13 protein-coding genes and 1 riboswitch are annotated in these 12,903 nt (G+C 35.2%); of the genes, 3 read left to right on the top strand and 10 right to left on the bottom strand.

The window, feature by feature from the left end:
• Nucleotides 1-21: 21 nt before the first annotated feature.
• A riboswitch (cobalamin riboswitch) is annotated at nucleotides 22-227 on the top strand.
• A gap of 165 nt (nucleotides 228-392) precedes the next feature.
• The 3 genes from pflB to CLV62_RS12380 all read left to right on the top strand — a co-directional run bounded on the left by pflB (nucleotide 393) and on the right by CLV62_RS12380 (nucleotide 4,225).
• On the top strand, nucleotides 393-2,624 hold the full coding sequence (pflB, locus tag CLV62_RS12390) for a formate C-acetyltransferase (protein WP_110311104.1): 2,232 nt from the start codon (nucleotides 393-395) through the stop codon (nucleotides 2,622-2,624).
• 77 nt (nucleotides 2,625-2,701) lie between these two features.
• Nucleotides 2,702-3,418: a pyruvate formate-lyase-activating protein gene (gene pflA / locus CLV62_RS12385; protein ID WP_110311103.1), complete on the top strand. Its 717-nt coding sequence runs from the start codon at nucleotides 2,702-2,704 to the stop codon at nucleotides 3,416-3,418.
• 18 nt (nucleotides 3,419-3,436) lie between these two features.
• Entirely contained in the window at nucleotides 3,437-4,225 is a 789-nt protein-coding gene (locus CLV62_RS12380) for a formate/nitrite transporter family protein (RefSeq protein ID WP_110311102.1), read from the top strand.
• A gap of 394 nt (nucleotides 4,226-4,619) precedes the next feature.
• Here the strand turns inward: CLV62_RS12380 and CLV62_RS12375 are convergent, their stop codons facing one another.
• The 10 genes from CLV62_RS12375 to efp form a co-directional block, all read right to left on the bottom strand.
• Complete coding sequence (locus CLV62_RS12375; protein ID WP_110311101.1) at nucleotides 4,620-5,783, bottom strand: cytochrome d ubiquinol oxidase subunit II; 1,164 nt, start codon at nucleotides 5,781-5,783, stop codon at nucleotides 4,620-4,622.
• Between the two features lie 35 nt (nucleotides 5,784-5,818).
• A complete protein-coding gene (locus tag CLV62_RS12370) occupies nucleotides 5,819-7,366 on the bottom strand; it encodes a cytochrome ubiquinol oxidase subunit I (protein WP_110311100.1) in 1,548 nt (515 codons plus the stop codon).
• Between the two features lie 237 nt (nucleotides 7,367-7,603).
• A complete protein-coding gene (locus CLV62_RS12365) occupies nucleotides 7,604-7,906 on the bottom strand; it encodes a DUF3467 domain-containing protein (RefSeq protein ID WP_110311116.1) in 303 nt (100 codons plus the stop codon).
• Nucleotides 7,907-8,093: 187 nt separating this feature from the next.
• A complete protein-coding gene (locus tag CLV62_RS12360) occupies nucleotides 8,094-8,471 on the bottom strand; it encodes a YbaN family protein (RefSeq protein ID WP_110311099.1) in 378 nt (125 codons plus the stop codon).
• A gap of 359 nt (nucleotides 8,472-8,830) precedes the next feature.
• A complete protein-coding gene (locus CLV62_RS12355) occupies nucleotides 8,831-9,523 on the bottom strand; it encodes an LrgB family protein (RefSeq protein ID WP_110311098.1) in 693 nt (230 codons plus the stop codon).
• A complete protein-coding gene (locus tag CLV62_RS12350; protein ID WP_185144265.1) occupies nucleotides 9,520-9,864 on the bottom strand; it encodes a CidA/LrgA family protein in 345 nt (114 codons plus the stop codon). Before CLV62_RS12350 ends, CLV62_RS12355 begins: the two co-directional genes overlap by 4 nt.
• Before the next feature lie 181 nt (nucleotides 9,865-10,045).
• Nucleotides 10,046-10,867, bottom strand: a complete 822-nt coding sequence (locus tag CLV62_RS12345) for a UDP-2,3-diacylglucosamine diphosphatase (protein WP_110311096.1) — start codon at nucleotides 10,865-10,867, stop codon at nucleotides 10,046-10,048.
• Between the two features lie 3 nt (nucleotides 10,868-10,870).
• Nucleotides 10,871-11,188 (bottom strand): metal-sulfur cluster assembly factor, encoded by a 318-nt coding sequence (locus tag CLV62_RS12340; protein ID WP_050708975.1) that lies wholly within the window; start codon nucleotides 11,186-11,188, stop codon nucleotides 10,871-10,873.
• A 114-nt stretch (nucleotides 11,189-11,302) separates the two neighbouring features.
• On the bottom strand, nucleotides 11,303-12,007 hold the full coding sequence (gene radC / locus CLV62_RS12335) for a RadC family protein (protein ID WP_110311095.1): 705 nt from the start codon (nucleotides 12,005-12,007) through the stop codon (nucleotides 11,303-11,305).
• A gap of 75 nt (nucleotides 12,008-12,082) precedes the next feature.
• Nucleotides 12,083-12,646 carry an elongation factor P gene (gene efp / locus CLV62_RS12330; protein WP_050708977.1) on the bottom strand — a complete coding sequence of 188 codons (564 nt, stop codon included), beginning with the start codon at nucleotides 12,644-12,646 and terminating at the stop codon, nucleotides 12,083-12,085.
• Between the last annotated feature and the right edge of the window lie 257 nt (nucleotides 12,647-12,903).

Here is a 12,903-nt window from a genome sequence, read left to right as displayed (position 1 = left end):
TCATATCAATTAATTCTTTTATATTTGTATCAGAATTTTGGTGTTACGAGTTCGCATTAGCCGGACTAGTAATTAAAAGGGAATTGGGTGAAAATCTCAAACAGACCCGCTGCTGTAAGCTCTACCAAAGTCTTTGAAAAAACTCAAAACCACTGTTCTGTTAAAGAATGGGAAGGAATTTCAAAGATAGAGTAAGTCAGAAAACCTGCCAATGATGATATAGTTCGACGCTTTCGGGAAATAAAGCAACAGAGCATCTTACGAATCTAATACTTTTTTATCGGAGAGCAGTAGATCTTCAATATCTCTACGCAACTATTAAGGAAGTACGTCAATTTCAAAAATAATTTCTGTCAAAATAAAGTTTAAATATCTAATCATTAATAAAAAAAATGGAAATATATAAAGATTTTAAAGGTACAAAATGGAAAGAAAAAATTGATATAAACGATTTTATCCTAAAAAATTATACTGAATATACAGGTGATGAATCTTTCCTTGAAGGACCAACAGATGCTACCACCAAATTGTGGGAAAAACTGAGCGAAATGTTTAAGGTCGAAAAAGAAAAAGGCGTTTATGATGCTGAAACTAAAATACCTTCGCAAATTGATGCTTATGAAGCCGGATATATAGACAAAACTCTAGAGAAAATAGTCGGTGTACAAACAGACAAACCTCTCAAAAGAGCTATCTTTCCGAATGGTGGAATCCGTATGGTGCAGCAAAGCCTTGAAGAATATGGCTACAAGCTGGACCCAACCACATCTGAAATATTTACAAAATACCGTAAAACACATAACGAAGGTGTATTTTCTGCCTATACAGACAGTATTCGTCGTGCAAGAAGTAACGGCTTATTAACGGGTCTACCCGACGCCTATGGTCGAGGGCGTATTATCGGAGACTATCGTCGAGTAGCACTTTATGGCGTTGATCGCCTGATTGAAGAAAGAGAAAAACGATACAAAGAATGCGATCCTGTTGTAATGACCGATGATTTGATTCGCCTACGTGAAGAGTTAAATTCTCAGATTCAAGCTATGAAAGCTCTTAAACGAATGGCTGCTTTTTATGGTTTCGACATTTCAAATCCAGCAACTAATGCACAAGAGGCTATCCAATGGACATACTTCGGTTACTTAGGAGCAATAAAAGATCAGAATGGTGCTGCAATGAGCTTGGGACGTGTAACAACTTTTCTTGATATTTATATTGAGCGTGATCTTAAAACTGGTTTGATTACAGAAAAAGAAGCTCAGGAAATGGTCGACCATTTCGTTATGAAACTGCGTATTGTTCGTTATCTACGTACTAATGAATACAATGAGCTATTCTCAGGCGATCCTGTTTGGGTAACGGAGTCTATTGGAGGAATGACTAATAATGGAGCTTCTATGGTAACTAAAAATAGTTATCGTATGTTGCATACACTATACAACTTAGGACCATCGCCCGAACCGAACCTCACAATCCTTTGGAGTAACAGATTACCCGAAAGTTGGAAAAAATATTGTGCAAGAGTATCTATTGATACATCTTCTCTTCAATACGAAAATGACGATATTATGCGTCCCCAACTAGGTGACGATTATGGTATTGCTTGTTGTGTATCTCCTATGCGTATAGGACATCAAATGCAATTCTTCGGAGCTCGTGCGAATCTACCTAAGGCTTTACTTTATACTATAAATGGGGGTAAAGACGAGAAGACAAAAGCACAGGTATTACCTAAGCATTGGATCGAAAAAGTATCAGGCGACTATTTAGAGTTTGACGAAGTATGGGATAAATTTGACCGTACTCTCGACTGGGTAGCCGAAACATATGTAAAGGCATTGAATATAATCCATTATATGCACGATAAGTATTCGTACGAAGCTTTAGAAATGGCTTTGCACGATGTAGATATCGTTCGCACCCAAGCTTTCGGCGTATCGGGATTATCTATTATAGCCGATTCGTTTGCTGCTATCAAATACGGTAAAGTTCGTATCGTGAGAGATGCAGATGGTGATGCTGTAGATTACATTCTAGAAAAAGACTATATCCCTTTTGGAAATAATGATGATAATACAGATAAATTTGCTGTAGAAATCGTAGAAAAGTTTATGAATAAAATTCGTAAACGTAAGATGTATAAAGATGCAATTCCTACTCAATCGGTATTGACTATCACCTCAAATGTGGTCTATGGTAAGAAAACCGGCAATACACCGGACGGTCGTCGTGACGGAACTCCGTTTGCACCGGGTGCAAATCCAATGCACGGACGTGATACTAAGGGGGCTGTTGCGTCACTGTCTTCTGTTGCGAAACTTCCGTTTGAGCATGCTAATGACGGTATTTCCTACACATTTGCTATTACACCTAATACATTAGGTAAAGGCAAAGAAGAGGAGTCTCAAAACCTTGCATCATTGATGGATGGGTATTTCTTACAAACAGGTCATCACCTGAATGTAAATGTATTTGACCGTCAATTACTGATCGATGCGATGGAACGTCCTGAAGAATATCCCCAGTTAACCATCCGCGTATCGGGTTATGCTGTGAACTTTGTGAAGCTGACTCGTGAGCAACAGTTAGATGTTATTAATCGTACTATTACCACTGCTATCTAAATAAGGCAGATAAATATTACTGAACGAAGTGAAGTTATAAAAACTTCACTTCGTTTTACACATTAATTTAGCGATAGATGTTAGGATACATTCATTCATTCGAAACATTCGGAACAAAAGACGGCCCGGGAATCCGTTTCGTTGTCTTTATGCAAGGCTGTCCACTGCGTTGTTTATACTGCCACAATCCTGATACATGGAAAAAAAATGGCGCAAAATATATGCTTACACCTCTAGAGGTTTTTCAGGAATTAGATAAAGTGAAAAATTTTGTCCGAGGAGGAATTACCATTTCAGGAGGAGAACCAATGGTTCAACCTGAATTCGTTTTAGAGTTATTTAAACTATGCAAAGAAAACAAGATTCATACCACCATTGATACATCAGGTATATTTCTCAATGAAAAGGTAAAAGAAGTACTCCAATATACCGATCTTGTTTTATTGGATATCAAACATATTAATCCTGAGAAATATAAAGAGCTGACTACAGTTCCTTTGGAACCGACCTTGAAGTTTATGGAATATCTCGCTGCTACAAATAAACCAACTTGGCTGCGTTATGTACTTCTCCCCCACTATACCGATGATGAGAAAGATCTGATTGAATGGGCTAAATATGCATCACAGTTCAAAAATGTAGAACGAGTGGATATTCTTCCATTCCATCAAATGGCAGTACAAAAATGGCAAGATTTGGGCATTGATTACCAGTTAAAAGACATAGAGCCTCCAACCTCTGCCGAAAAAGAAAAAGCAGAAACGATTTTTAAGTCTTACGGACTTCCAGTCTAACCTATTATTTTTTAATACATGTCTAGTTACTACAATCCAAGAGAAATTACTCTTCTTTTTGCAGAATCAGCTACCTCTAAGAGGAATATACCTCTAATAAAATTTTGTATATTATCAATACTCGGAGGCATCTTTATAGCCTTCGGAGGATTATTATCCATTATGGTTTCGGGTGGAATGACAGGTATTGGAGCAGCTAATCCGGGCTTAGTGAAATTCGTAGCCGGAGCTTTATTCCCTGTAGGATTGATTATGGTTTCTATCACAGGAGCCGATCTTTTCACAAGCAATTGTGCCGGATTTTGTTTCCCTCTGCTACAGAGAAAGATCAATGTAAGCGTCTTCTTTAAATATCTATTATTGTCTTATCTATTCAATTTTATAGGAACACAATTTATAGCTTTCGTCTTATCTTATGAAGTTGGATTATTAGACACCCAACCTTGGCAGGCATACTTGCATCATTACTCCGAAATAAAAGTAAATCAAAGCTTTTCTACCATATTTTTAAAAGGAATAGGTGCAAACTGGTTGGTATGTTTAGGTGTTTTTATGGGATATTCAGCAAAAGATATTAGTGGAAGGTGCATAAGCATCTGGATTCCTGTAATGCTATTCGTAACACTCGGATACGAACATTCTATTGCTAATATGTTTTTCATTCCGGCAGCTATTTACTCAGGGGCTGATATTACCTGGGGAAGCTTTTTAATACAAAATCTCATCCCGTCTACACTTGGAAACCTTGTTGGTGGAGCTGGGTTGGTTGGTTGTGTATATGGGTATTTATATCTAAAAGAAGAATGATTCAGATGTAAAATAATAATATGGATATTTCCCTCAGCGCAAATTGACCACAGGATAAAAGCATTGGCAACAACAGGAGTTGGAAAACAACCCTCAATTACAGTTATCAGTAATAAAAAATACCTTATACTCTATATCTTTACAAAGTATAAGGCTCTCTATGGAACAATTATTTACAAATCTATTTAGATTTAATACCTGAAACAAAATTTATTCTCATCTATTTATTTCCTGTTTATCTTATTCTCAAGATTTTCCACTTTCTCTAATAACGATTTATAGGATTTCACAGTACCTGATAATCGCTCTATTTTCTTATTTTGCCGGATTGAATATTCTAAATAAAAAAGAGAACTATAATAGTTCTCTTTTTTATTTAGGAATAAGCCAGTTCTTAATAAACGTGACCGTCTTCTTTCAAATCTTCACCTTTAAATTTCTTTCTTTCAAGAGAACCCCATGCATATATAATATAAGCTAATACAAAAGGAACTAATATAGAAGCATACGACATAGCTACCAAAGTAAATTCACTTGATGATGAATTCTGAATAGTTAGCGAACTCTGTAAATCTGCTGTTGAAGGATAATAAGCAGTATTATTATATCCAGCAAGTAGTAATAAAGTACATACAGTAACAACCGTACCCAAACCGCTAAACCATATACCACTTGCATATGTGCTAGAAATTAATGAACGGATAATGCCAAATAATACTAATACAACACCCAACAAAAAGAATATAGCTACAACTGGCATTTCTATTAGATTAAAGAAATACTTGTAATCTACTAAACTTACAATTTGAGTCGCAGGATCTACAGCAAAACCTTTCGATAAGAATGTCCATATAACAAAAGTCAAAAAGAACACTACAAAAGGAAGAGCATTGTATAATAAGAATTTGCGAGAACGAGCAACCAAATCCTGATCAGCCAATCTATTAATAAAGAATAAACAAGCTAAAGTTCTTGCCAAGAAGAATACAGCAAGTCCTAAAGTCCAGTTTCTAAAATTAAGAAGAGCCTCAAGACCATGAAAAGGATTTTGCCATTGACTGATAACCAATCCGGTAGCAGTTTCGCCTCCCATAATTGTTATATTTCCTTTATTCACTAGAAAGTCCGAACCTGTAAAGAATGTAGCAATTGCCACACCTAACAAGAAAGTTCCAAACAAACCATTAATAAAAAGGAATGACTGATAAGTAGTTCGTCCCCAAGTATTCCCCGGTTTCGATTGATACTCGTAAGATACTGCCTGAATTACAAAACAAAGCAATATCAACATCCAAACCCAATATGCTCCTCCAAAGCTTGTTGAATAGAACAGAGGGAATGACGCAAAAAATGCACCTCCAAATGTTACTAATGTCGTAAAAGTATATTCCCATTTACGTCCTAACGCATTAACTAACAGGAAACGGTGTTGATCTGTCTTAGATAAGGAAAAAAGCATCGATTGTCCACCTTGAACAAATAATAAGAATGCTAAAAGTCCCGCCAGTAAGCTTATGATAAACCACCAGTAATGTTGTAAAAATGAATAATCAATCATAGTGTTATATTTTATAAATTAAATAGAATCTCAGCTTAATCAGCCTTTGGTCCTTTTTTAATTTGATTCAACATGATACGAATTTCAGCAATTAATAGTGCTGTAAACAACACTGCGAATATTATAAAGGTAGTGATTACCGAGTTAACACTCAATGCCGATATGGCAGCTTGCACAGGTAATACATCCTGTATAGTCCAAGGTTGACGACCAACTTCGGCAACTATCCATCCTGCCTGAGTACATATATACGCTAATGGCACTGATAATATTGAAAGCCATAATAACCATTTCGTAGTTTCAAGTTTCTTTTTATAGCTAAAGAACCAAAGTACAGCAAAAAATACAACAAAGAATCCTCCAATATATACCATGATATGAAATGCCCAAAACACCATCGGAATATTAGGTACTAATTGCTCTGGTGTATCTAAATAACCATAACCAAAATATGGATAATTTTCTTTCAATTTAGCTTTATACTCTGCAGCAGCAGTTTCGTTATTTCCTTTCTTAGCCGTTCTGTAATCAGCTAAGGCTTGAATAGCTTGTTTTCCTCGCTCTTGTTTTTCAACAAAAGACAACGCCACTTCACCAGTAGTAGTTGTATAACCTCCTTCGATAATATCTTTTATACCTGGTACAAAAGCATCCATATCTCTATATCCTAATAGAGCCAAAGCATTAGGAATTTCTACCTTAAAGATATAAGGATCTACATCGTCCTTATATGATTTCTTTTCCGGATTAAGTAATCCAACAGCAATAAGTCCTGCTCCGTTTTGTCCTTCATAAAGACCTTCCATGGCTGCCAATTTCATAGGCTGTTTTTGAGCTACTTGATGAGCAGATCCATCACCAGTCATAGCAGTCAATAAAACAGCTACTAAACCAAAGATTGAAGCAACCTTCATACTTTGTCTTGAAAACTCAGGTTCTCTATTTTTAATCATGTACCATGCTGCAACACCAGCAACAAAGGCAGCACCTAGAATCCAAGATGAAACTACAGTATGAAAGAACTTATTAATAGCCACAGGCGACAATGCCACAGCCCAAAAATCGTTCATTTCATTCCTTACAGTATCAGGATTAAACTCCATTCCTATGGGGTATTGCATCCATGCATTAGCCACCAGAATCCAAAGAGCAGATAAAGTTGCACCTAGCACAACCAACCAAGTAGAAGCCAAGTGCATTTTCTTGCTAACTCTTGTCCAACCAAAAAACATAATAGAAATAAATGTAGCCTCCATAAAGAAAGCCAACATACCCTCTATTGCTAGGGGTGCGCCAAAAATATCACCAACAAACCAGCTGTAATTAGACCAGTTTGTTCCAAATTGGAATTCCATAATCAGACCCGTTGCAACACCAATTGCAAAGTTGACTCCAAAAATATTCATCCAAAATTTTGCTGTTTTCTTCCATTGCTCATTACCTGTACGTACATAGGCTGTTTCCATAATAGCCATTATTACGCCAAGTCCTAATGTCAATGGAACAAACAACCAATGATACATAGCAGTCAGAGCAAACTGACCTCTAGACCAATCAACTAATGATGCGTTCAATAATTCCATAAGATAGACATATTTAGTTATTCATATTTTTTTTCACTTCCTTTGAATCAATCATTCATATAATCAGCTGTTAAATATCTATTGTAAAACATACTAACTTTACATGAAAAACTAAGGCTCCGGCAATATACGCTATAAGCAAATCTATTAACCGGAGCTACAGAATTTTTATCTCTTTGATACATCAATTATCATATGAGTGATGTATTATAAAGCTGATTTAAGAACCTTTAAGATTTACGCATCACCTCCGACGGGAGTAAAATCTCCTACCGGATTTTCAATATCAATTGCTCCATGAAGCCTTTCGTATTGATTAATATTATCATTCAATGCCAACATTAGTCTTTTAGCATGTTCAGGTGCTAAGATTACTCTAGACTTAACTTTTGCTTTTGGAACACCGGGAACTATCCTTATAAAATCAAGTACAAACTCAGAAGAGGAATGTGTTATTATAGCTAGATTGGCATATGTACCTTGTGCCACATCTTCGGTCAATTCAATTTGTATTTGATTTTCGTGATTCATTTCTTTCATTTTTTTATTTGTAGTAAATTTCAGTCTTATGTTCATAGTCTTTTTAACAGACCTTATACAAAGAAAAATAAAACTAACATAACGGCAAAATTTTTAGAGGCATTTTAGCATATATAGTTATAAGTTATTTAGATGATCCATCAATAGAATCTATATCCAATAAATCCGACGTAACTTGCTGTACTTCTTACAATTTCATCTTAGGTTTTCTCTTTCGGAGTGCAATTAACTGAGCAACTGTACCTATAGCACCCAATCCAAGCATTATATATCGCATTTTACTACCCGCATCGAATACTAAAAAGGCTGTAATACAGACCATACACCACATTAAGGCAATAGAAAAAAGTCTGGCTTTCCAACTCAGTCCGATTTCCATACGCTTAAGATATCTTCCCGTAAGCTTGTTTTGCTCTAGTCGTTTATACAATTGAGGGGAACTTTTAGCATACAAAGCTCCTGTTAATAGTATAAATGGAGTTGTGGGCAAACCCGGTGTAAACAATCCCAATAAGCCTAAAATCAAGCTTATAGTACCTAATGTTATGAATATATACTTCTTCATGATTTATTAAAACTGAAAAATATCTAAGTCTCTGTATTAAGTAATTCAACTATTTAATGTTATCTCTAATTTGAGAAGTTCTACCACAAATACTGATAAGTTACAAAAAGTAAACAATTAAGGTAACTAAAGTAACCAATAAACAACTAGAAAGTGTCACTTTTGAACGTTTTTTAAATCACTGTAGATCAGCAGAAAAAAAAACTAAAAGGTTACAAAGGTAACAAAAGTAACACTTTTTTAAGTCTTTTATTTTTCCCTGTTTGCTGTTTCCAAATCTGGGCAGACATGTAGAATCTCTATCTCACCCTGTCTACTCTACTGATAGATAAAACAACATATTGATTCGCAGGAATAGCTTATGAGATAATCTGATGAATAAAAGGTATCAGTAAAGCTGTCATTACTCCCATCAATCCGATAGCTAATCCGCTGATAGCACCCTCTATAACTCCCATTTCCATGGCTTTTACAGTACCGACACTATGTGCAGAGGCTCCCATTGCCAATCCTTTGGCAATGCTACTTTTTATTCCTAGAATTCGAAGTACAAACGGGCCTATTATACCTCCGAATATACCGCAAAATAGAACAATTACGGCAGTGAGAGAAGGTATACCTCCTGATTGTGCTGAAATATTCATGGCTATAGCTGTTGTTACCGATTTTGGTTCGAGAGTCATAACTAAGGCATCATCTGCTCCTGTTATTTTTGCTAAAAGTATAACACTCACTATTCCTGTTACACTACCTACAAATATGGAAGTGAGTATAGATACTACATTTCCTTTCAGATATGACATTTGCTGATAAAGTATATAGCCTAAAGCAACAACCGATGGTCCAAGCAAGAAACTAACAAATTGCCCCCCTCTCTGAAATGTTTCATAATCCATTTTCGTAATGTTCAAAAACAGAATAATGATTGCTATTGAGATAATTAGTGGATGAAGAATTGCAACTCTCGTTTTTTTGAAGACCCATTGTCCAAATAAATAGCTACCAAAGATAAGAACAAGAATAAACTCGGGGCTTTCTATTAATAATTTCATTTTGATCTTCCTTTCTCCATTTGTTGTTGTACAATACCAACTACGGCTATAACCAGAATAGTACTGATGGAGCAAGTTATGATAATAGATGCCCAAAACTTACTTAATACCCCAAAAGAGGTCATTAATCCGGCTCCGGAAGGGATGAAGAAAATAGCCATATTCTTTGTGATGGCATTTGCTGTAGAATCGACACTGTCAGGATTTATAATCTTGAGATAGAGAGCCAAAAATAATAACATCATTCCTATTATACTTCCGGGAATGAATCCTTTAATAAGGTAACTCACACATTCTCCTATAAAATAAAACAGAAGAATGATGAAAATTCCTTTAACCATTTTCATATTACTTATACCTAAATATTAACTCTGCAAAGGTAGAAGAAATTAGTCAGACAAGCCTTTTTATTAGTATAAATTTCAATATAAAGTGTCCTTATCTACATCAGAAATGATTTTACAAAAAGAGCCTGTGATCATTTAATGATTGCAGGCTCTAAAGAGAATATTTTGTTATTAGTTATATATCTTCAAACACTTCTAATGAAAAGTTTTCGCCATCGAAAACAGCATAGGAAAAGAAACTGATCCAATCTCCCAGAATAGAGATTCGTGCTGTCGGTGATAACATTAAATCAAGCATTATGTGTCGATGTCCAAATATGAAAAAATTGATATTCGGAGATTCTTTTAATTGTTTTTTTGCAAATAAAACGAGATGCTCTTTGTCTTCTCCCAAATAAGGAATCTCCCCGCCTGTTGCCCTGCTGTGGTTAGACCACGTATGGGCTATTGCCATTGCCCATCGTGGATGTAAGCAGGCAAAAGCTTTTTGGCATAAGTTATTGTGGAATACCCAACGAATAAGTTTAAACGATTTAGAATCGTCACCTAATCCGTCTCCATGAGCTAAAAAGAATTTTTTGTTGTATATATCTTGTACTAATGGTTCGAGATGAACTATCATACCACATTCTTTCTGCAAATAGTCGTTAACCCATACATCATGATTACCAATGAAGAAGTGGACTTCAATACCCGAATCTGTCAACTCGGCTATTTTTCCCAATACTCTGGTGAATCCTTTTGGTACAACATATTTATATTCAAACCAAAAGTCGAATATATCGCCTAAGAGATAAATTGTTTTAGCATCTTTCTTTACCATATCAAACCATCGGCAGAGCTTTCTTTCGATGTCATGATTCGGGTAATTATCATTTGATTGCTTCTTTATTCTATTAGGAAGGCTCAGGGTGCTACTGTTGTTTATGACCTTATGATGAGAGGCTGACCCTAGATGTACATCCGAAAGGAAGTATATTTTATTCTTTTCAGCCATATTTTATAGAAAACCCAATTCTAATTTGGCTTCCTCGCTTAGCATATCTTTATTCCATTCAGGCTCGAAGGTAAGATTTACAATTACATTCTTAGCAGCAGGGATGGATTCTAACTTAAGGCGTACATCTTCCAGTATAAAATCGGCAGCAGGACAGTTTGGAGCCGTCAATGTCATTGTAATAGTTACATTTTGCTCTTCATCCACATCTACTTTGTAGATAAGTCCAAGATCGTAAATGTTTACAGGTATTTCGGGATCATACACAGTTTTAAGCATGCGTACAATATCTTCTTCTAATTTTAATATATTATTTTCCATGTTTGAAATTTTTATAATGAGTAATTTTAGCTGACAAAATTAAGTAATAAATACGTTGGTTTGTGTTATTACTGATAAAGAAATTCAATGAGTGTTTTTAAGTCAGTTATAATATCATAGAAACTTATCATTATCGAGATAGCTATAATAGCCGTCATCACAAATAATAACATGATCCATTAAATGTATATCAATTAATTTACAAGCTTCTTTTAATTTTTTTGTAATAGCATTATCTTCTTCACTGGGTTTAGTATCGCCCGAAGGATGGTTGTGCACTAACACAATATTGGTGGCTAGATTTTCTATAGCCTCTTTTATAATGAGTCGGATGTCTATAACTGTTCCGGTAATACCTCCTTTACTTACCGGTATTTTCTTGAGAACTTTATTAGAGGTGTTCATCAACAGAGCCCAGGCTTCTTCGTGTCTGAGGTCTCCCAGAATAGGTTGAAAAATATGAAAAATATCCCGACTTGATGATATCTGTTGATATTTTTCGGTTTCAGAAAGACTCCGTCTTTTGCCAAGCTCCATAGCAGCAATTATGGTAATTGCTTTGGCTTCTCCTATCCCTTTGAAATTTTGGATCAAATCGTTAATACTGAGCTTTCCCAAAGAATTCAGATTATTATTCACCGAATACAATATTCGTTGCGAAAGCTCTACTGCACTTTCATTTTTATTGCCTGATCCAATTAAAATAGCGAGTAACTCGGCATCAGACAATGCAGAGATGCCTTTTATTAGCATTTTTTCGCGAGGGCGGTCTTCCTCTGCCCACTCAGTAATTGTTAGTTTTTCTTTTGAGTGATCCATAGTTTTGTAAAGATGAAAAATCGTGTCTAGCAAGTTAATTCTAAACACGATTTTTAGGAAAAATAAATTCCTTTATTATTTTACTCTTTCTACGTATGAACCGTCACGAGTATTTATCTTAATTTTTTCACCTTCATTAATGAAAAGCGGAACACGCACTTCTGCACCTGTTTCTACTGTTGCAGGTTTTAAAGTATTAGTTGCAGTATCGCCTTTTAATCCGGGTTCAGTATATGTTATTTGAAGAATTACGTTTTGAGGCAATTCTGCTGTTAGAATAGTTTCGGTTTCGGCATGTACTTGTACTTCAATAACATCACCTTCTTTAAGGAAAGCAACACCTTCTATTTGGTTTGCAGGAAGAGATACTTGTTCAAAAGTTTCATTATTCATGAAATTGTAACCCATATCGTCTTTGTATAAATATTGGTAGTCACGTCTTTCGATACGAACTTCGTCAAGTTTAATACCTGCATTGAATGTTCTTTCAAGAATACGTCCGGTAGTAACACTTCTCATCTTTGTTCTTACAAAGGCTGCTCCTTTACCTGGTTTTACATGAAGAAATTCTATAATTACATAATATTGACCATCAATATCAATACACATACCGTTTCTAATATCTGCAGTAGTTGCCATAAAATATATTTTGTTTTATTGTATAAATTACTAGATTATGTTTTAATGGAATAGAGAATAACGTACGATAAATATTATTGCTATACCTTAGACTCATAGCTATCTTTGGTTATTATACTTTCTAAAGTTATAAAAAAGGTCTGCGACCTTAACTCTCTCTATAAGACTGCAAAGATAGATAAATATTGCAAAGGTGAAAAATAATCAGAGACAGATATTCCATTCTTGTAATTTGCTATTGATATGTAGGATATATG

It is taken from the genome of Indolivaga alginatilytica, assembly GCF_003201355.1.
GTDB lineage: Bacteria > Bacteroidota > Bacteroidia > Bacteroidales > Dysgonomonadaceae > Dysgonomonas_A > Dysgonomonas_A alginatilytica.
The sequence above is the reverse complement of the archived record's forward strand: the minus strand, read 5'-3'. Positions and strand labels throughout refer to the sequence as shown.

Coding starts and splice junctions, on each gene's coding strand:
- pflB (WP_110311104.1), top strand. CDS start 393: ATGGAAATATATAAAGATTTTAAAGGTACAAAATGGAAAGAAAAAATT.
- pflA (WP_110311103.1), top strand. CDS start 2,702: ATGTTAGGATACATTCATTCATTCGAAACATTCGGAACAAAAGACGGC.
- CLV62_RS12380 (WP_110311102.1), top strand. CDS start 3,437: ATGTCTAGTTACTACAATCCAAGAGAAATTACTCTTCTTTTTGCAGAA.
- CLV62_RS12375 (WP_110311101.1), bottom strand. CDS start 5,783: ATGATTGATTATTCATTTTTACAACATTACTGGTGGTTTATCATAAGC.
- CLV62_RS12370 (WP_110311100.1), bottom strand. CDS start 7,366: ATGGAATTATTGAACGCATCATTAGTTGATTGGTCTAGAGGTCAGTTT.
- CLV62_RS12365 (WP_110311116.1), bottom strand. CDS start 7,906: ATGAAAGAAATGAATCACGAAAATCAAATACAAATTGAATTGACCGAA.
- CLV62_RS12360 (WP_110311099.1), bottom strand. CDS start 8,471: ATGAAGAAGTATATATTCATAACATTAGGTACTATAAGCTTGATTTTA.
- CLV62_RS12355 (WP_110311098.1), bottom strand. CDS start 9,523: ATGAAATTATTAATAGAAAGCCCCGAGTTTATTCTTGTTCTTATCTTT.
- CLV62_RS12350 (WP_185144265.1), bottom strand. CDS start 9,864: ATGGTTAAAGGAATTTTCATCATTCTTCTGTTTTATTTTATAGGAGAA.
- CLV62_RS12345 (WP_110311096.1), bottom strand. CDS start 10,867: ATGGCTGAAAAGAATAAAATATACTTCCTTTCGGATGTACATCTAGGG.
- CLV62_RS12340 (WP_050708975.1), bottom strand. CDS start 11,188: ATGGAAAATAATATATTAAAATTAGAAGAAGATATTGTACGCATGCTT.
- radC (WP_110311095.1), bottom strand. CDS start 12,007: ATGGATCACTCAAAAGAAAAACTAACAATTACTGAGTGGGCAGAGGAA.
- efp (WP_050708977.1), bottom strand. CDS start 12,646: ATGGCAACTACTGCAGATATTAGAAACGGTATGTGTATTGATATTGAT.